The sequence below is a fragment of the Halopseudomonas bauzanensis genome (genome assembly GCF_900114735.1).
Lineage (GTDB): Bacteria > Pseudomonadota > Gammaproteobacteria > Pseudomonadales > Pseudomonadaceae > Halopseudomonas > Halopseudomonas bauzanensis.
Genome location: NZ_FOUA01000003.1, coordinates 100,824 through 119,718, shown reverse-complemented (window position 1 = coordinate 119,718; position 18,895 = coordinate 100,824). Strand labels below are relative to the sequence as shown.

Genomic DNA, 18,895 nt, shown 5'->3' with positions numbered 1-18,895 from the left:
GATGTGATGACTATGCGATTAACACAGCAAGAGCGGTCGGCACTGGAGTGGCTGCAACGGTTCACTGAAAACCTTCTAGCCGGCAAACCGACCCAGTGGACACGCCCGACATTGGCGCACTTGGACAAGATGGGGATCAAACTGAATTTCGTAACACTCCGCGAGGTAAAAACCCTTATCAGAGGAAAGGAAAAGGAATTCCCTCTGCTGATCACCAACGCGCCCTGCGCTAGATGGCTGAAAGGAGTGGAAAGTAAGCACTACTTGTCTTTCCAAATTAAAGAAAAACGACAGAACATACAGGGTTGAGATTGTGCAGAGCTTCAACCCATGGCCGTACGCCCATAAATATAAGGGTAAGCGGATTAAATGGTTGATGTTTCACCTACTGCTGGATGCGTGTTTCCTTCGCTAATTCCAGTAAGAACCCCACACGCCTCAATTTCCCGGTCATCGTTGCAACTCGCTCTCAGTGAAACAAGTTGATTCTCAAGCGCCTGCAGAGCGGTTATCTGCGACCGCACATGAGAGATGTGATCATCGAGCAAGGCGTTGACGGCGGTGCAAGGCTGATGAGGGTCGTCCTGATAGCTCTGTAGTTTGTGAATCTCAGCCAGTGACAGGCCCAGGATTCTGCAGCGACGGATGAAGGCCAGCCCCTCACCATGCTTCTCGGTATAGACACGGTAACCGTTGTCCTGCCGACTAGGCGGCGGCAACAAGCCCTGCTGTTCATAGAAGCGGATCGTCTGTGTTTCGACCCCTACCAACTGCGCCAACTGACCAATACGCATCAGCCTCCTCCCCCAACGGATTCTTTACTCTATTGACCTTATAGTAGCTTTATAGATTTAAATGGTGCCACAACATTGTTCAAGTGGAGTCGTATCATGAGCAAATCCTGTGGAGGCGCCCGTGGCGGTGATGCTACGTCCGCAGCGGATACCGATATACAGACCTCCTCCGAAGTGCCGGGGAGATGGGTCAGCGTTTATGCCGTGCCGAAGATGGACTGTCCGTCAGAAGAGCGAATGATTCGCCTAGCCCTGAGCGGCTTTGAGGAGATTCGAGCGCTGTCCTTCGACTTGTCGAACCGCCGGCTGAAGGTCGTGCATGACGGCGAGGTCGAGCCCGTCACATCGAAACTGAAGACCTTGGGGCTAGGAGCCGCGCTTCAGGAAAGCGTTGCTGCAAATCCGGAGACCATCAAGGCCGCCGAGTTCTCGGCAGCTTCTGCTGAGCAAGAATCCGGGACCCTGCGCTGGTTGCTCGGCATCAATGCACTTCTGTTCGTGGTGGAAATTACTGCCGGTCTGATGGCTCAGTCAACTGGCCTCATTGCAGAGTCCCTGGACAATTTTGCCGATGCGGCAGTGTACGGACTCGCTCTTTATGCGGTTGGGCATAGCGTGAAAAGGCAGGTCCGTGTTGCGCACGTTGCTGGTGTGGTCCAACTGGTTTTGGCTGTTGGCGTACTCGTAGAGGTCGTGAGGCGCTTTGTATTCGGTAGTGAGCCTGAATCGCTGGTGATGATAGCCATCGCATTCGTCGCATTGATTGCCAATACCGCCTGTCTACTGATGGTATCCAAACATCGAGGGGGCGGAGCTCATATGAAGGCTAGCTGGATATTTTCGGCCAACGACGTGGTGATCAACCTGGGGGTCATCACCGCCGGCGCCCTGATCGCGTGGACCGGGTCCAATTATCCGGATCTGATTATCGGCACCATCGCGGGGGTCATTGTACTTAACGGTGCCAGACGCATTCTGGCGTTGAAGGGTTAAATAATGCTCATTATTGGCAAAAAGCTCTCGCCGTATGCCCTACCAGGCAGCGGTCAAGGCTGTGCTGCCCCAAACCCGTATCGTGGTCGATAAGTTGCGCATGGCCAACGATGCGATAGAAAGGGTGCGCAAGGGCCTCAGAAAGGAGCTGAAACCGTCCCAGAGCCGAACTCTCAAGGGAGACCGGGAAATCCTGTTGAAACGCGCTCACGAAGTCTCAGACCGGGAGCGCCTCATCATGGAGACCTGGACAGGCGCGTTTCCGCAACTGCTGGCCACCTACGAGCACAAGGAGTGCTTCTACGGCATCTGGGATACCACCACACGGCTCCAGGCAGAAGCCGCCCTGGACGAGTGGATAGCCACCATCCGGAAGGGCCAAAAGAAAGTCTGGAGCGATCTGGTCAGGGCAGTGGGAAAACTGGCGCGAAGAGATCATGACCTACTTCGAGACGGACATACCCGTCACCAACGCTTACACGGAGTCCATCAGCCGACTGGCCAAGGATAAGAACCGTGAAGGGCGCGGTTACTCCTTCGAGGTGATGCGGGCACGAATGCTCTACACCACGAAGCACAAGAAGAAGGCACCGACTACGAAAGACTCTCCTTTCTACAAGAAAACCATCGGTTACGGACTGCCGGACTTTGCAGAGAAACTCAACTACGGGGTCGATCTATCAACCATTTGAGGGTGGTATCAGATTGATGGGGTGAAGGTGCCCCATCAACCATTAAATCCGTATACCCAAATAAAAAACGCCAGCGATTTCAAAGCTGGCGTTGTTTTCTTTGTGAAAGCAGTTTGAGCGTAATGGGAGGCTATGGGCCAGGTAGCATGAGTATGAAAGCTGCTATACGCCATGCATGTCCGGCAAGCCATGCGTCGTGTCGTACCCGAGTCTGATTGCAGCGTGTCTCGGTAGTATGTATGCACGATTCCCGCACAAAGGGAGCCCAGGGTTCAGGCAGTGGGTCCTGCCGGGGTGAAGCTATCTGAAGATTGGCCAATCATGTTGCCTCGAAGAAGCGTCATGATTGGCCAATCTCAAGCAAAAAATGAGGCCCTCGACCAAGAGGGCGACGTACAGGGAGACTGGGCTCTGGTAGCAACACCGTGGACGTCTTGGACGTTGAGCCGTGCCTTTTCACCAGTCGCAGGCACTTATAGGGCAATGAGCCACAAGGACTCAAAGGGCGCTACTGAAACCGTCAGTAGCCAGCGGGGTTAGCTTTCATTATCAGACAGCATCAGCGGTCGGTCAACGTTGAATCATTGAGTGTGGCGCGACCAACAATCGAGGAAGGCCAGCCGGGTTCGCAGAAAACACCTGAACTCAATTAACATTCTCCATCGCTGTCCTGTACGACTTCCAGCATTGTGCCTCCGCAACGACTCATCAGGAGGGCACCCATCATGTCTTATCGCTTGCCGCATGTTCTTTTGCTTGCTGTTGTGAGCGCCACAGGTGCTCTGAGCGGTTGCGTGCAGCAGCCGGTTGAGCACAACCTGGCAGATCAATATCCGGATTCTCAGCAACTTGATCTGCTCAATTACCAGCCTGTTGCCGCCGAGCTTAATGACGAATTCAATCCCACGTCGATAGAAGTCCTGCGCACAGGGCGATACACGCTGGTGTCCACGTCGGCCCACGCAGGCCAAAGCAATCTGATGCAGCAAATGGTCCAGGTCAGGATACCGACAAGGCTCAATCCCACTGTCGGTGATGGGCTTGCACATACCTTGGATAGGTCCGGTTACCAGCTGTGTTCAGAGACAGGGAAACCGGTCATTGAAACCCTGTTCAGCCGCCCATTGCCGGCGGCGCACTACGAGTTAGGCCCCATGCCGCTGCAGGCCGCACTTCAGCTGCTCAGTGGGCCGAGTTATCAATTGCAGGTTGAGCCGGTGACACGGGAAGTGTGCTTCAGCCTGCGAGTTGCCAAGCTGGATCAAGCTGGAGACTAACCATGATCCGTAGAGCGATGCTGGCGTGCCTGGTACTGACGCTGGGCGCTTGTTCAGATTCGGAAACAGACATGCTGTTGTCCCGGCTGGCTGAGCACCAGGAACGCCTGGATGAAATGGAAACTCGACTGCTGGATGCCAAAGACGGCGTTGATCAACGTCTGGTTGTGGCAAATAACAGTCTGCGAAAGCTGGCAATGGAATATCGAGGCCAGCATAACGACGTCGTTGACCAGGTGACGGCTCTGCAGGAGCTGGTGGCCGAGCTGGGTGCGTTGCAAGGGATGCAGGATGCAGTGCTCAGTGGCTTGAAAGAGGACGTAGCGCGCATGACGGTTCAAATCAACCAGTTACAGGCCGCTCAATCCAGGCCGGTACGACGCAGCGTCCAGCCAGCCAGTTCAGTGCCAACAATCAAACCGGTCGCACCCTCATTCGATGTGACAGGCATAGAGCTTCGTGGCGGGCGTCTTTTTGTGGCTGTGGCGTCGCAGGGTGCACAGGCACTGAATCAGGTCCGGCTGTTGGAGGAGGGTGAGTCTTTTGCCGGGTGGCGGGTTTCCCGTGTGGGCGACCGGTCTGCGGAATTTATTTCTGACAGCGGTGTGGTTGAGCTGGCAGTGCAATAGGAGGTCTCATGATTAACCTGTTGAAGGCCCAATATTTGGTAGCCCTGCTGGCGACCTGCATGGTGTTACAGGCCAATGCGCAAGAAGCACAAACCAACCAGCAAGCACTGATGATTGATCAACCCGAGCAGGTCGAGAGTCGAGTGGAACGCAGCGAGGTCAGGGCCAGCGAGTGGGGTCTTTCGGCGTTGGAATGGGATCGATACGAAGCCTTGATGGCGGGGCGGCGGGGTATTCTGTCGCCTGGCCTGGATCCGCTTACTGCGTTGGGTGTTGAGGCCCGGACAGAGCAGGAACGACGTCGCTATGCAGAGCTGCAGGCCCGGTTCGAGTATGAGCGTATCGAGCGCGAACTTGCTTACCAGCGGTCTTATGATGAGGCCATAGCGCGCATAGCAGGCGACCAGCCCCGAGTTTCTACTTTCTCGATACGGCCGCCCATGTCAGGAAAGTCTGACCCTGGGCTTTTGAGCCTCCTCGCCGCGCCGGCACGACATGATGTCGTGGTGGCACTGTCTGGCTGTGATGCCTGCGGCAAGACGGTGATGGAACTGGTGGCTGAGGGGCGCGAACTGAATGTCTGGGTCACAGACAGTGATGGCGATGACGGCAAGATCAGGCGCTGGGCTTCTGAGTTGGGGATACCGACTGAACGGGTTACCAGCGGCGCGATCACGCTCAACCATGGTGCGGGCTTAGGTGCTGGCCTGACTCTGCCTCTTGTTCGCTCGCGGTGAACCGCATGCGCATGCCTCTTCCAGAAGTCATGGCAATAGCCTTCTTGATAGGTTCTGTGGTGCCGGATCTGGCAGCGCAGCCCGAAGCTCCTGACCTGTTTGTATCGGTCGGAGACCGGCATGGCGTGCCGGCAGTAATTCTCTATGCAATGGCTCGCACTGAGTCAGGTCGAGCGTACCAGGGCGAGCACAAGCCTTGGCCCTGGACACTGAACGTTGCCGGAAAGGGCCGGTATTACGATACCCGCGATCAGGCGTGCATTGCACTGAATGAGGCGCTGGGGCAGACCTCGCTGGTAGATGTGGGTATGGCCCAGCTGAATGTCCGCTGGAACCCGGATCTGTTTGGTCTCACTGGACGCTTTGCGGACCCTTGCGCTGCACTGGATCCGGCTCAGAATATGGACGCTGCAGCAGCTATCTTGCGCGCACACTTTGATACTACTGGTGACTGGCTGACCGCCGCTGGCCGTTATCACCGACCGGCTGGCGGGGATGCTGCCAGACGCTATACAGAGCTGGTTGCCGCGCGCATGGATTATCCCGTCATTGCTTCAGTTCAGCGCCCTGCTGGTCGTTCGCGCTCCCCTCATTCCCAGCCACTCAAGTCAGCGCCGGTCTCCTGGATTGAGCCGGTGGTTATGGTCTGGATTACTCCCGGAGGTTGATATGTTTTTCATGAGCCGAACAGTTTGGCCGCTGGCTGCAGGCAGTCTGGTGGTGGCAATGGGCTGGTCGCAGATAACGCTAGCCGCTCCGGACAATCAGATGTCGCTGCAAGTGGTGGCGGATATCGGGGGGGAGTCTGCCCGTCCTTATTACGTGGCTATTGGCGGCGCAGGGGTGCCAGAACATGAAGGAATTCAGGTGGCCCGTACAGCTCCCTATAGCATCGAAGATATGTTGCCGGTGGTGACAAAAACCCTGAGCCCTGGGCCAGTGGAGCGAAGGGACCTGAGCCTGCCTGCCGGCTTCCAGCCACTGTTCATTGTCGGCGATGATCCGCTGAGCCTCAGCTGGCTGGCCGCAAGAAGCCAACACCTGCTGGAGATAGGAGCCACTGGCCTGGCGGTGAATGCGCAGTCGGCCGCAACATTGCAGCTGTTGCTGGATGCCGTGCCCGGGTTGCGTATTGACCCTGTCGCAGGCGACGACCTGGCCGTCTTGCTGGGGCTGTCACATTACCCGGCGTTGATTACCCATGCGGGGGTGGAGCAGTGAGTGAGCAAGTTGGACTGATGATGCCGGTGAATGCGTTTTCCAGTATGGAACTACCAAGCCTGGGCAAGCCGGTGGTGGTTGGCGAACACAGCCATTTGTTCTGGTTATGCCGTGTGATGTGGATTGCCTTGCACGCAATGAAGGAGGAGCGACAGGTATTGCCTCGCGCACTCGTAGAGCGCGTGCATACACATGAAAAACTGGATCAGCTCTGCCTGGAATACGCCCAGTCCAGCTTGCGCGCAGAGGGTGCCTGGGCTGAAATAATACGGTCGGCAGAGGCTCTGGCAGCACCATCATTACCGCTTCGGTTCAAATACAGAGATCGGCGGATCGCGGCTCTGAAGCTATACGTCGGCAAGCACGCATCGACAATCAAGGCCGACCCTGTACTTACCGGCCTTACAGCTTTGTGCGACTTCGATCCCGATCATTTCGACTCGCTGGTGGCCATGCTCGCGCAGCATGGTCTGGCTGTTGCTGAAGCAGCTTTGGCTGCTTCGACCGGCGAGCGGTATGGCATTAAGGGAGCGGAGAGGGCATGAGACAGAGACACCCAATGGAATCCATGCTGCGCCCGGCAGTCGAGCTGCAAACGGCATGGGTTTGTATTGGTTGTGCGGCACTCTGTTTGTGGGCGCCCTGGTCGGTAGCCTTGACGCCATCAATTGGCTTGGGCATGGCCGCTGGCTTTCTGGTATTTGCCGCGCATCGCGGTAGACAAGCATGGGTCGTATTGCGGTATCGCCGGAATATGCGTCGCTTGCCGCGCTTTGCCATGCGTAGCCAGCAGATCCCGGTCAGCAATAGGTACCTTTGGCTTGGCAGGGGATTTCGCTGGGAGGCGAGGCACACTCAGCGCTTGCATGAAGCGCAGCAGCCAGAGACACAGGTTTATCTGCAATCCAGGCGGGGGTATCGATTAGCTCGGCGCATGGAAATCCGGCTGGACCGGTATCGTGCAGCGCGGTTACTGGTTCGCCTGCTGGGGGTGGACTCGCCACTCAATCCCGTCAGGCCGTTACCCCCGGTTGGCGGGAACCCGGCCATACATGCTGTTGAGTGGAAAGAGCAGGACGCCTGGATGCCATTGGGTGAGCGCGTTGGCCATACCCTGGTGGAGGGCACGACCCGGGTTGGCAAGACGCGCATGGCCGAGGTAATGATTACCCAGGATATTCATCGGTCCAGCCAGGATGTAGTGATCTGTTTTGATCCAAAAGGGGATGCGGACCTGCTGGTGCGCATGTACATCGAGGCGGTTCGCGCGGGACGCCAGAATGAATTCTATGTGTTTCATCTCGGATGGCCGGCATTGTCGGCGCGCTATAACGCAGTAGGCCGGTTCGGTCGGCTCTCGGAGGTCGCTACCCGGATTGCCAATGCGTTGCCCAACGAGGGCAATAGTGCCGCTTTCAGGGAGTTCGCCTGGCGCTTTGTGAATATCGTCAATCGCGCGCGTCATGCCCTTGGGCACCGGCCAAGCTATGAACAGATTCTCGCGGATGTGGTGAATATTGATGGCCTGCTCGTGGAGTATGCCGAGCAACGGCTGGAAGCGGCGTTGCCCGGGGCATGGGCGCATGTGGCCGAGTTCGAGGGGCGGTTGAACGACAGGAACTGGCCACGAAACATGCTTGGCCGTGACAAGCGGGTGGTGGCCCTCATTCAGTACCTGCAGTCGCCAGACGTGTCGATCAAGGACCCTGTACTCGAAGGGTTGCTCTCAGCAGTGCGTTACGACAAGACCTACTTTGACAAGATAGTGGCGTCATTGCTGCCGCTACTGGAGAAATTGACCAGTGGGCGTATCAATGAATTGTTATCGCCAGACTACGATGATCTCGAAGATACCCGGCCGATATTCGATTGGCTGCAGGTAATCCGAAAGCGCGGCATTGTCTATGTGGGTCTTGATGCATTGAGCGATTTCGAGGTAGCTCAAGCAATAGGCAACTCCATGTTTGCCGATCTGGTGAGCGTGGCTGGGCATATCTATAAATTTGGCGTGGATGACGGATTGCCTGCCCCGGTCAGCGGTAAGGTGGCAATCAACCTGCATTGCGATGAGTTCAACGAGCTGATGGGGCCCGAGTTCATTCCGCTGGTAAACAAGGGCGGTGGTGCGGGCATCCAGGTAACGGCGTACACCCAGACGGTCTCGGACATCGAGGCCAGGATTGGTAGCGCTGCCAAGGCGGGTCAGGTGATAGGTAACTTTAACAACCTGATCATGTTACGAGTCAGGGAGGACAAGACCGCCGAGCTGTTGACCAACCAGCTACGCCAGGTAAACGTGCAGACCCGCATGCTGGTTTCCATGGCATCGGATAACAGCAACCCGGATTCTGACGTGGACTTCACCAGCTCGGGTGGGGATCGGATCAGCACCGTAGCGGTGCCTATGCTGGAGCCTGCCGACATCGTCAACCTACCCAAGGGACAGGCGTTCGTATTGATGGAAGGCGGTCAGCTATGGAAAATCCGTATGCCCCTGCCGCTGCCGGACAAGGGAAAGGATGTACCACAGTCGGTGTCGGACATTGCGGTCGGCATGCGCAAACAATTCAGCGCGGGTGAGCGCTGGTGGGAAGCAGTCGCACCGCCACCAATGGAAATTGATCCTGAGTTACGCAAGGCTTTCGATGGGTTCGCCATAGCCAATCCACAGCCGCAGGACACGCATGGCCTGTTCCAGGGAGTGGTACAAAGCACCAGGGAACAGGTCGCGCCGGATGATCCGGCAGAGTACCCGGCTGATGGCTGACGACCCGCGTGTCAGGGCCGCTGAAAAGAAACGGACAGGGCTGCTTTCCAGAACCCTTTCCCTGCCGTTCAAGGTGCTGGGAGTGGTGCTGGTTTCGATCTTCATCTCGGTACTGATCGAGTGGGCCGGGATCTATTTTGCATGGTGGAGCTTGCCCGGTGCGGATCATGCCGAATACGTGATGCGGCAGGAGATGCGCTGGCTGGACAGCAACTTTTCCCGCTCCTTGCTGGTGTCGGACCCGGTCATCTTTTCCGGTCAGGCATTGGCGGCAGTGAATGAGTGGCTGTTTGTCCGAAGTGGCATAGCCGAGTGGGCATTGAATGCTGATAGTTCGGGCTGGGTTGGCAGGCTCAAGGAGTATGCCCTGGCAGCCATGTACGTCACCCTGATGACCCTGACCCGCTGTGTCATTCTCCTGTTGACCAGCCCGCTGTTCCTGCTGGCTGCGCTGGTGGGGCTGGTCGACGGGCTTGTGCTTCGCGATCTGCGGCGCTTCGGTGCTGGCCGGGAGAGCGCTTTCATCTACCACCACGCCAAGCGCACCGTGATTCCGGTGTTTCTGCTCGGCTGGCTGGTTTACCTGAGCCTGCCGTTTGCCATCCACCCCAACCTGTTCCTGTTGCCGTGCGCCGCCTTGTTCGGCCTGCTCATTGCGATTGCGACCAGCACCTTCAAGAAATACCTCTGACCGGAAAAACCGGTGTTCTTCAGACTGCCTTCGGCTCCCATTAAAACCCCTTGCTCCGCGCTTAATGTTCTCTATCGCATTGCTCCCCCTGAGCTTTGACACTGTCGCAAAGCATAACGCCGGGGGTTACTTGGCACATGTCCCTTATCAAACCGTTTTTTCTGTTACTGGCCACGCCGCTCGCGATGGCCAGTCCGGCCTGGGCATCAGAGCCCTATGACGAGATCCAGCGTCGCGACCTTGCGCTGATCCAGATTCAGCTCGAACAGGTTGTGACTGTGCTGGAGCGTCTGGAAGCAAGGCAGGCCATCCAGGCAGGGGGTGTGGACGTGTATCTGGACGTACCGCGGGCTCGCGATGATGTGCGTGCTATTCAGCGTGGACTGGATGATTACCTGTCACCCAGGCGTATGCCACCTCGTCACCTCGGCGCTATTGAAGGTGACGTGGTTGGGAACTACCTGGAGAGGCGGCCATGACCACTGAGGAGGCCTTCAAGGCAGGTTCCGGCTTTAACTCGGTCGATGTCTGGGGACTGATAGTTGGCGTTGGTTGCGTCGTGGTTTTGATGATTGCCGGCTGGATTCTTGTTTCTACATATCGTGGCTGGGCCAAGAGCAATCTGGGCGGAGATGAAGCCGTGCATGCGGCTATCAAGGCGACGCTCATCGTTGTGGTGACGTTCTGGATTCTGCTGTCTTGAGAATCGTTTTTTCAACTCTGATACGACCCGTAAGGAGTAGTTCATGAAACTTGACCGAAAATTAAAACAAGTTGGTGTGAAAGTTTCACAAAGCCTGATTCTGGCTGGTGCAGGTGTGGGCCAGGGTTTCGCTCAAGGCTTACCGACCATGGATGCACCCAGTCAGGTCGGTGGTGGCGGACTCCTGGCAACAGCGCAGGGGTACGTTTATGACGGCGCAATCCTGATTGGCTTGGTCTTGTGTGTGGTGGCGTTCATGGTCGTGGCCTCATCTTCAGTCGCCTCCTTCAAGGAGGCACGGGAGCGGGAAACCTGGGGCAAATTTGCAGTGACAGCCATGGTTGGTGTGGTGTTGATCGTTGCGGTGGTCTGGCTGGCGACAGTAGCAGCGCCCATTCTGTCCCAGTAACAGAGCCGGAGACCAACATGGCCAATAACATCAGCTGGGTTCCCAAGCGTTTGAATGCTGCGCCGGTGGTGTTCAGGGGTATGACCGGGAAGGAAGTGGTCACGGTGACACTGGCTGGTCTCGGCGTATTTACGCCACTGGGCATTATCGCAGCAGTGCTCTCGGGCGCTATTGCGATGGTGCCTACCGTGGCATTTTTTGGCGCCGGAGTGACGCTCTTCTTCGGTGGCACCATCATGCGGCGGTTGCGCCGGGGCAGACCGACATCGCTCATGTACCGACAGCTGCAATTCAAACTGGCGGGCAAGGGGTTTCCAACGATGGAGAAGTTGATCACGCATTCTACGAACTACAGCATCCGGAGAAACCCCACGCTCAAGCCTGGGCAGAGGAAACTGTGATGTCTCGCTACCGTAACGCCAATGCTTCGCGAGACGCGCATATCACCACTCTGAGGGCGCTTTGTGCCGTACTTGTTCTAGCTTGTGCCGCCATGTGGTGGGGTTGGTATCAGGCTCCCAAAGACCTGACCATCAGTATCCCGCCAGATTTGCGTAGTGGCTCCACACAGAAGTGGTGGGAAGTACCACCTTCTACCGTGTACGCCTTCAGCTTCTATATCTGGCAGCAGCTCAACCGCTGGACAGTCAACGGGGAGGTTGACTATCAGCGCAACATTCATGGCTTACAGGCCTTCTTTACTCCGTCTTGCCGTATCGCGCTGTCCAGCGAGTATGACGCACGCCGTAATCGTGGCGAATTGCGTGGGCGTGTCCGGGGCGTTTTTGAGGTGCCCGGCAGAGGATACCGTGCCGAAGCGATCAAGATCCTGGGGCAGGATACCTGGGTTGCGGATCTGGATCTGGTTATCAATGAGCAGTACGGCGGCGTGGATGTACGGGATGTGTATATCCGCTACCCGCTGCGCGTGGTGCGCGCGGATATGGATCGCGAGCAGAACCCATTCGGGCTGCAGATTGATTGCTTTGAGGGTAAGCCGCAGCGTCTGACCATGCCGGGAGACACGCCATGAAAGCCTGGTGCTTGTTGAGCAAAGCGCTGTGCGGGGTATTGCTACTTTCCCCGATGGCCAATGCTATCGAACTGATGGTGTGGGATAGAACACCCTTGGCCATTGATCTGCCGGTAGGTACTGAACGGCTGGTGGTGCTGGATAGAAACGTATCGGTTGGTCTGCCGCTGAGCATTGCACAAAGCGATGTGTTGCGCGTGCAGTCAACAGGCGGGGTGCTCTACCTCAGGGCGCAGGAGGCGTTTGATACCCAGCGGGTGCAATTACGAGATGAGTCGACAGGAGAAATCCTGCTGGTAGACCTCACGGCAAAGGCCGGCGCCTCAGCAGAGCAGATTCAGGTGATCAATGCTGAACCTCGTAACGCTGACCCGGATCGGGGTGAAGATAATAAGTCCATTCAAGAAAAACGTGCACCGCTGCCGGTGTTGTTGACGCGTTTCGCTGCCCAGTCACTGTATTCGCCGTTGCGAGTGATTGAGCCGGTAACGGGCATCAACCGGGTTGCCATGCAGCTGCCGCAGTCACTCAGCACCCTGTTACCCGCGTTGCCTGTAGCCGCTACACCCATCGCAGCATGGAGCCTGGACGGGCTGCATGTTACTGCAATTGAACTGCGTAACCAGGACCCGCACCGTGCATTCGCCCTTGATCCACGCTACCTGCAAGGTGCGCTGGTGGCGGCGACGTTCATGCATCCAAGCATTGGCGTGCATGGGCAGATGGATGATACGACTACCGTGATCATCGTCACCCGGGGTTCCCTGGCAGAGCGCCTGCACCTTCCTCGCATCCAGCCTGTCGGTAAGGAGGATTGAGATGGCCATGGCACTGAAAAGCAACGGCTTCCTGAAAATTCTGGTTCCGGCTGTATTGGTGATTGTTCTGCTGATCGTTGTTATGGCCAATGGTGGCGATAACGACGCAGGGCGGTCGCATCAGCTCTCCGACACCACGCTGGAACTCAAACCCGAAGAGTTGAAACTGCTGGGTGTGGAGGGTGATACGCCACAGGATACCGTCGCCACCCTCGTAGGTCGGGTGAGGATGATGGAGCAGGACCTGGAGGGCACGCGATCTGAAAGCCAGCAATTGGCAGATCAGAACCGGAAGCTGACCGAGCAGAACAGACATGTTGACCGAAAACTCGAAACGCTGATGCAGCAGGAACGGCGTCGGATGGAAGATGCCCAGCGTATCAGCGAGCAGTCCTTGCTGAGCCGTTTCGAGCAGCAATTTGATCAGTTGAAGAACAATTACTCCAGAGAAGCCGGTACTGGCGAACATGGACGTATGCCGATTGGTAGCGGATGGGATGATACCGGTCAGGGTTCAGCAAGCCCGGTTGTCTGGGTTAAACCCATGGATGGGGAGCAAGCTCAGACAGGACGAAACCAGGGCAAGTGGTCGTTCCCATCTTCCTTCGCTGACGAGGCAGGACTGCTCGCCGATTCTGTGAGTAGAGGTGCATCAAGCCTGGAGTCCAAGGCTACCGGCCAGCCTGATGCTGCGCTGCTGGAGCCGGTTTACACTGTACCGGCCAACGCCACTTTGATGGGGTCGCTCGGCATGACGGCATTGATTGGTCGCGTGCCGGTGAACGGCACCGTCAGTGATCCGTATCCGTTCAAGGTGATCATCGGCAAGGATAACCTCACGGCAAACCATATTGAAATTCCCGAGGTGCACTCGGCCATTGTCAGTGGTACGGCAACGGGCGACTGGACGCTGTCGTGTGTGAGAGGAGCCATTACCTCGATGACCTTTGTCTTTGAGGATGGAACTGTCCGCACCATTCCCCAGCCGGCTACGGGTAACCTCTCACGAACACAATCCAGTGATGACGTTCTGGGTTATATCTCTGATCCCTATGGGATTCCGTGTGTCAGTGGCATCCGCCGCAGCAATGCCAAGGAGTATCTGGGTAGCCGTGCACTGATTACAGCGGCTGGTGCGGCTGTCGCATCAAGCCTGATTGATGAGTCAACTGGCGTCGCCACTATTAACACTGATGGCTCGGTATCCACTGCTATCAGCGGAAATCAGGCGGCTGCCTCAGTGTTGACCAACGGTATCTCTGACATCTCCGATTGGGTTAACCGGTTATACGGCGAAGCATTCGCCGCCGTGTACGTACAGCCCGGCGTCCAGGTTGCTGTGCATATCGAACAGCCTCTGGAAATCGACTATGACCAGGCGGGCCGCAAGGTACGCCATCAGATACCTGCGGGGGGCTTTAATGAACTTCCCTAATAGCCTTGTCGTGATCTTGTTGGTGGTGACACTGACTGGATGCGCCACCTCCAAGGAAGAGCTGATGCCGCATGGTGGCCAGACAATGAAGGATATCTGGCGCCAATCCGCTGGCGGTGATAGTGGTGACAATCTGAGTCAGCAAGCACTGTTGGATGCCCGGTCAGATTTGCGTCGCCCCATCGGTGATCAGCCTATGGTGGAGCAGCGTATTCAGTACACCCGAAATGCGGCAAATGAAATCTACAGTCAGTTTGCACGACTGCCCAATCCAGACCTGGTCATGTACGTCTTTCCTCACGTGGCCGGAGGGGAACCGGTTCCCGTACCGGGTTACTCCACGGTGTTTCCACTGTACACCATGCCTGAATACGCCATGCCGGGTGAGATGGCCATCCCGGACATGGATACACTCGACCGCCCGATAAGGAGGCCCTGATGACCGGACTGAATGGGATCATGGCGAGACTCTACTCGTCCAGGACAGACCGGCAGGAAGCCCGCTCGGAGCCGGACGCTTCAGTGAACATGAGCCAGGTTGAGGGCCTGCTGACCGATGAAGCGAACCAGCGGCTGGTACTGCCACGTGGCAAACCCACGACCATGGAGGCACTGCGCCGGATGTACCGGCGTGCTCCCAGCTTCGCCAGTCGACTCCCATGGGTTGAGTATCTGGAGGAGTCTGGGTGCTTTCTCTTGGAAGATGGCAAGTCGGTGGGAATAGTCGCTGAGGTTGTTCCCATCCCTACGGAAGGCCGTTCGCCGGAATCACTGGAGCAGCTGCGCGATCAGATTGAGGCTGCCTTGCAGGACAGTCTGCCGGAAGAGGATGACTACCCCTGGGTGCTGCAGATGTATGTCAGTGACGATACCGATCCCCGGTCAGATATTGCTGCAATACAGGCATACATCAAGCCGGCGGTGCGTCAGAGTCCTTTCACGCAGGACTGGCTGGAAAATATGGAGCGGCACCTGACGGCTATTTCCCGGCCAGGTGGTCTTTTTGTCGATGAGATCGTCACCCAGGCGGAGTGGCGCGGACATACGAGAAGAACTCGGCTGGTGCTGTATCGCTGGCTGCCGGAGCACACCAAAAAAGGCAAAAAGCGCATTGGTGACCGCAAGCGCTCGCTGAATCCCGAGGCGGCCGCAAACCATGTCTATGATCGGCTCAAAGGCAGTCTGGGGGCCGCCGGCTTGCGTATGAAACGCTACAACGGTGCGGACTTCCACAGCTGGATGATGCCCTGGTTCAATCCGCGTCCGCGACTGTCGCCGGACAACCCCAGAGCATTCCATGACTGCTTCAGATACCCCGAGCAGCCTTCCTGGTCATATGACCTGGCGGAAGGTTTACTGGCGTCCAGCCCCCGTGGTGATGCGGATGCGGGCCTGTGGTATTTCGATGGAATGCCGCACTGTGTAGTGCCGGTTGAGGAATTGAGAACGCCGCCGAAACTGGGACATTTGACCGGTGAGTTACCCCGTGGTGACTCTCACGCGCGCAATGCTCTGTTTGATCATATGCCGGAGGGCACGGTGGCCTGCCTGACGATTATCGCCACACCGCAGGAGCCGCTGGAAGCCCATATCAATGCCTTGCGTCAGAAAGCCATTGGCGACTCGGTACTGGCTGCCAGTGTTCGTCATGACTGTGATAAAGCACGGGATATGCTGAGCGAGAGCCACAAGCTGTATCAGGGAAACCTAGTGTTCTTTGTCCGTGGCTGTACCGATGCAGAGCTGGATACCCGGCTGCTGCAGCTCTGTACCCAGCTCATCAACGCGAATCTCAAACCGACCGAACTGGAAGATGAAGTCGCGGCGCTGAACAGCTACCTGCGCTGGGTGCCAATGAATTTCCAGCCGGAGCTGGACCGAAAAAACCGCTGGTACACCCAGCTTCAGTTTGTGCAGCACCTCGCTAACCTGGCTCCCGTTTTTGGTCGAGCCCGGGGCACCGGCAATCCGGGGCTGAGCTTCTTCAATCGCGGGGGCGAAACCCTGAGCTTTGATCCGCTGAACCTGGATGATCGGCAGGCTAACGCGCATATGTTGATTTTCGGACCGACCGGCGCGGGCAAATCAGCGACGCTAAATACCATGCTGGCTCAACTGATGGCGGTGCGCAGGCCCCGCCTGTTCATTATTGAGAAGGGCAACAGCTTTGGGCTGTTAGGCCAGTATTTTGAGCGCCTCGGACTGTCGGTTAATCAAGTGCGCTTGTCACCTGGCAGCGGTGTTCGCCTGCCGCCCTTTGCCGAGGCTCACCGGTTGCTGGAGCCGGAAGAGTTGCGTCGCAGGCAGCTGAAGGATATTGAGGCGCGTGCCGCATTGGAAGACGAGCCGGCGGACCTGGAGATTGACGAAGAGGCGGAGGAGGAGCGCAATATCCTCGGTGAAATGGAGATCACCGCCAGGCTGATGATCACCGGCGGCGACCCCAAGGAGGAGGCGTTGTTTCGCCGCAGTGACCAGCGCACGGTCCGAGATGCGATTTTCCGCGCGGCACGCAGCGCGGTCAGCGAAGGCCGGCAGTGTCTGACTGAAGATGTCCGGGCCGCTTTTCGTGAGATAGCCCTTCTTACCGATACACCTGAGCATGGCCGCAGTCGAGCTTACGAAATGGGCGAAGCCATGGGGCTCTACGTTGATGGCTTTGATGGGGAGGTGTTCAACCGGCCTGGAGAAGCGTGGCCTGAGTGCGACGTTACCATTATCGACTTGGCCCATTACGCTGACGGCGGATATACCGCGCAGCTGGCGCTGTCCATCATCTCCATCACCAACGTCATTACCGCTATGGCTGAGCGCGATCAGTACGATGGTCGTCCCATTGTCCAGGTGATCGATGAATCCCACTTGCTGACCACCAATCCGCTGCTGGCCCCGTTTCTGGTATCCGTAGGCAAGATGGGCAGAAAGTTATCGCACTGGCTGTGGATGGCTACACAGAACCTGGAAGACTTCCCGGAAGTGGCAAGCAAACTGCTGAACATGATTGAGTGGTGGGTGCTGCTGACCATGCCGCCGGATGAGGTGGCCAAGGTCATGCGTTTCAAGGAGCTCTCGGAGGATCAGCGCAAGCTGGTGCAGTCGGCGACCAAGGTCACCCGCAAATATACCGAAGGAGTGGTGCTGGGCGGGCGTCTTGAATCGTTGTTTCGGGTGGTGCCGCCCAGCCTGTATCTGGCTCTCGCTGGCACCGAAGGTGAGGAAAAGGCCGAGCGCCGCCGGATCATGCAGGAAGCCGGTTGTTCTGAACTGGATGCCGCCATCGAAATAGCCCGGCGCCTGGATGAAAAGCGGGGAATAGGTCGATGAGAACCCGCCGCTGGATCAAAACCTCGGTCATTGCCCTGAATACCCTGAGTATCAGTATGCTCCTGTCCGCTCCGGCCTCTGCAGGTATCGAAGTGTTCAGCGCCTCACACCTGACGCTGAGCAATGTCCCACCGCACGCGGTGGTGGTCGAGCTGGATGCCCTGGTGGGGCTGGACGAGGTGTTATCTCTGGGCCTGCCTGCCAACCCGGATCAGGCCGGCTCTGTTGCGTTGGAGCGTATGCAGGGCGAGCGCTGGGCAGAGATGCTGGAGCGTTACGAGCACGCGGCTCTGGCCGTATCCCGAGCCTGGGTGTTAGGCGTTGAGAAGATCCCGGCGGTGGTGGTCGACGGCAATGTCGTATATGGCGAAACGGACGTGGCGCGTGCCGTCTATCTCATTGAGGAGGCCATGTCCCATGCAGAGTAGAGCGCTTCTTAACGGACTCATCGGACTCTGTCTGACCGTGCTGGCGACAACACCGGTGCAGGCTGGTGAGATCTCCACGGCGGAGATTGTGTCTTCAGCGGTTTCACCGGCCTGTGTGGATTATCAAGCGGTTGGTATATGTGCCTGGCTGTTCTGCTCGTATGGCTGCACCGTAAGAACATCAGTAAAGGTCAAACATTATGTCCCGGAGCTGGTGGTCTCCAGCTACAACAGCACCGGAGCGAATCCCTGGACAGATGTTGCTGCTATGAGTCCGCCCGTCAGCGGCCGGGCAGAAGGCGGCGGCAACATGACCGGCCGGCATGCCAATGCACGGGATATTTTGCGGTTCAAGAATGTTGATGCCATCGGCCACCCGGCCACCTCTATGTTCTCGGCGCTGAACAACATGTCGGGCATGATTTGCGCGTCGGGCATCTTCTCCATGAACCCGCACTTCTTGTCCACGCTGGACACTGTGGGCTGGCGGCATGCGTTGGTTGAACGGCTGTATCCCCAGGCTTATATCCCCGGTATGCGCGAGTTGGGACGGCTGGGGGATAACTGGGGAAATATCTATCCGCGTAGTGGCTTCGTTTCTCAATCCGATGACTATCGCGGCGGGGCGCTGGCAGCACAGCGCGTAGCCGACCTGGTCACCCGTAGTAATTCGCCGCATGTCTACCAGCCGCTCACACCCGCCGCCCGCGACGGCTGGTGGCCGCCGTTATCGGCAGTCGTGGAGGGTGATGCGTCTACTCATACATGGCAGGCATTGGCGCCCAGCCTCGAAAACAGTTGCTCTGTCTGGCCGGATCGCGGGCCTTTGGCCTCGTATGGCGACCGTACCGATGGCAGTGGTGATTATGTTTGGGCGTTGTGGCGGCCTTACAGCTGCTGTGAGCGGCGTGGCCAGGTATTGCTCGTGCACACCGGAGGATGAA

General features: G+C 57.4%; 22 protein-coding genes and 1 pseudogene. 22 read left to right on the top strand and 1 reads right to left on the bottom strand.

The window, feature by feature from the left end:
- The first annotated feature begins 6 nt into the window (after window positions 1-6).
- Window positions 7-309: a hypothetical protein gene (locus BM267_RS08920; protein WP_074779403.1), complete on the top strand. Its 303-nt coding sequence runs from the start codon at window positions 7-9 to the stop codon at window positions 307-309.
- A 56-nt stretch (window positions 310-365) separates the two neighbouring features.
- Here BM267_RS08920 and cadR read toward each other — a convergent pair whose 3' ends face one another.
- Window positions 366-794 carry a Cd(II)/Pb(II)-responsive transcriptional regulator gene (gene cadR / locus BM267_RS08915; RefSeq protein WP_074779401.1) on the bottom strand — a complete coding sequence of 143 codons (429 nt, stop codon included), beginning with the start codon at window positions 792-794 and terminating at the stop codon, window positions 366-368.
- 96 nt (window positions 795-890) lie between these two features.
- Here cadR and BM267_RS08910 point away from each other — a divergent pair, with 96 nt between their 5' ends.
- The 21 genes and pseudogenes from BM267_RS08910 to BM267_RS08805 all read left to right on the top strand — a co-directional run bounded on the left by BM267_RS08910 (window position 891) and on the right by BM267_RS08805 (window position 18,894).
- Window positions 891-1,787, top strand: a complete 897-nt coding sequence (locus tag BM267_RS08910) for a cation efflux transmembrane domain-containing protein (RefSeq protein ID WP_074779399.1) — start codon at window positions 891-893, stop codon at window positions 1,785-1,787.
- A 37-nt stretch (window positions 1,788-1,824) separates the two neighbouring features.
- A pseudogene (locus BM267_RS08905) lies at window positions 1,825-2,479 on the top strand (transposase); the annotation flags it as partial.
- Window positions 2,480-3,204: 725 nt separating this feature from the next.
- A complete protein-coding gene (pilL2, locus tag BM267_RS08895) occupies window positions 3,205-3,756 on the top strand; it encodes a PFGI-1 class ICE element type IV pilus protein PilL2 (RefSeq protein WP_074779395.1) in 552 nt (183 codons plus the stop codon).
- Window positions 3,757-3,827: 71 nt separating this feature from the next.
- The gene (locus tag BM267_RS08890; RefSeq protein WP_143063051.1) at window positions 3,828-4,385 is read left to right on the top strand and encodes a hypothetical protein; all 558 of its coding nucleotides are present in this window, start codon (window positions 3,828-3,830) and stop codon (window positions 4,383-4,385) included.
- Between the two features lie 8 nt (window positions 4,386-4,393).
- Window positions 4,394-5,122: a TIGR03759 family integrating conjugative element protein gene (locus BM267_RS08885; protein WP_074779393.1), complete on the top strand. Its 729-nt coding sequence runs from the start codon at window positions 4,394-4,396 to the stop codon at window positions 5,120-5,122.
- Between the two features lie 5 nt (window positions 5,123-5,127).
- Window positions 5,128-5,790, top strand: a complete 663-nt coding sequence (locus BM267_RS08880; protein WP_083392467.1) for a transglycosylase SLT domain-containing protein — start codon at window positions 5,128-5,130, stop codon at window positions 5,788-5,790.
- Between the two features lie 10 nt (window positions 5,791-5,800).
- On the top strand, window positions 5,801-6,343 hold the full coding sequence (locus tag BM267_RS08875) for an integrating conjugative element protein (RefSeq protein WP_074779747.1): 543 nt from the start codon (window positions 5,801-5,803) through the stop codon (window positions 6,341-6,343).
- Window positions 6,340-6,888 (top strand): hypothetical protein, encoded by a 549-nt coding sequence (locus BM267_RS08870; protein WP_143063050.1) that lies wholly within the window; start codon window positions 6,340-6,342, stop codon window positions 6,886-6,888. The genes BM267_RS08875 and BM267_RS08870 overlap by 4 nt, the downstream gene beginning before the upstream one ends.
- Complete coding sequence (gene traD, locus BM267_RS08865; RefSeq protein WP_083392465.1) at window positions 6,885-9,110, top strand: type IV conjugative transfer system coupling protein TraD; 2,226 nt, start codon at window positions 6,885-6,887, stop codon at window positions 9,108-9,110. The genes BM267_RS08870 and traD overlap by 4 nt, the downstream gene beginning before the upstream one ends.
- Window positions 9,103-9,801 (top strand): TIGR03747 family integrating conjugative element membrane protein, encoded by a 699-nt coding sequence (locus BM267_RS08860; RefSeq protein ID WP_044501487.1) that lies wholly within the window; start codon window positions 9,103-9,105, stop codon window positions 9,799-9,801. The genes traD and BM267_RS08860 overlap by 8 nt, the downstream gene beginning before the upstream one ends.
- A gap of 137 nt (window positions 9,802-9,938) precedes the next feature.
- Entirely contained in the window at window positions 9,939-10,280 is a 342-nt protein-coding gene (locus BM267_RS08855; RefSeq protein WP_074779388.1) for an integrative conjugative element protein, RAQPRD family, read from the top strand.
- Complete coding sequence (locus tag BM267_RS08850; protein WP_074779386.1) at window positions 10,277-10,504, top strand: TIGR03758 family integrating conjugative element protein; 228 nt, start codon at window positions 10,277-10,279, stop codon at window positions 10,502-10,504. The genes BM267_RS08855 and BM267_RS08850 overlap by 4 nt, the downstream gene beginning before the upstream one ends.
- A 43-nt stretch (window positions 10,505-10,547) precedes the next feature.
- Window positions 10,548-10,913, top strand: coding sequence for a TIGR03745 family integrating conjugative element membrane protein (locus BM267_RS08845; RefSeq protein ID WP_074779384.1), 366 nt, complete (start codon window positions 10,548-10,550; stop codon window positions 10,911-10,913).
- A 17-nt stretch (window positions 10,914-10,930) separates the two neighbouring features.
- A complete protein-coding gene (locus BM267_RS08840) occupies window positions 10,931-11,314 on the top strand; it encodes a TIGR03750 family conjugal transfer protein (RefSeq protein ID WP_044498946.1) in 384 nt (127 codons plus the stop codon).
- A complete protein-coding gene (locus tag BM267_RS08835) occupies window positions 11,314-11,946 on the top strand; it encodes a PFL_4703 family integrating conjugative element protein (RefSeq protein WP_074779382.1) in 633 nt (210 codons plus the stop codon). Before BM267_RS08840 ends, BM267_RS08835 begins: the two co-directional genes overlap by 1 nt.
- Window positions 11,943-12,764: a TIGR03749 family integrating conjugative element protein gene (locus BM267_RS08830; protein ID WP_044498943.1), complete on the top strand. Its 822-nt coding sequence runs from the start codon at window positions 11,943-11,945 to the stop codon at window positions 12,762-12,764. The genes BM267_RS08835 and BM267_RS08830 overlap by 4 nt, the downstream gene beginning before the upstream one ends.
- Before the next feature lies 1 nt (window position 12,765).
- On the top strand, window positions 12,766-14,199 hold the full coding sequence (locus BM267_RS08825) for a TIGR03752 family integrating conjugative element protein (RefSeq protein WP_235818260.1): 1,434 nt from the start codon (window positions 12,766-12,768) through the stop codon (window positions 14,197-14,199).
- Window positions 14,186-14,638 (top strand): TIGR03751 family conjugal transfer lipoprotein, encoded by a 453-nt coding sequence (locus tag BM267_RS08820; protein ID WP_074779380.1) that lies wholly within the window; start codon window positions 14,186-14,188, stop codon window positions 14,636-14,638. Before BM267_RS08825 ends, BM267_RS08820 begins: the two co-directional genes overlap by 14 nt.
- Complete coding sequence (locus BM267_RS08815) at window positions 14,638-17,523, top strand: conjugative transfer ATPase (protein WP_074779378.1); 2,886 nt, start codon at window positions 14,638-14,640, stop codon at window positions 17,521-17,523. Before BM267_RS08820 ends, BM267_RS08815 begins: the two co-directional genes overlap by 1 nt.
- Window positions 17,520-17,951, top strand: coding sequence for a TIGR03757 family integrating conjugative element protein (locus BM267_RS08810; RefSeq protein WP_083392464.1), 432 nt, complete (start codon window positions 17,520-17,522; stop codon window positions 17,949-17,951). The genes BM267_RS08815 and BM267_RS08810 overlap by 4 nt, the downstream gene beginning before the upstream one ends.
- Window positions 17,941-18,894, top strand: coding sequence for a TIGR03756 family integrating conjugative element protein (locus BM267_RS08805; RefSeq protein WP_083392463.1), 954 nt, complete (start codon window positions 17,941-17,943; stop codon window positions 18,892-18,894). Before BM267_RS08810 ends, BM267_RS08805 begins: the two co-directional genes overlap by 11 nt.
- Window position 18,895: the final 1 nt, after the last annotated feature.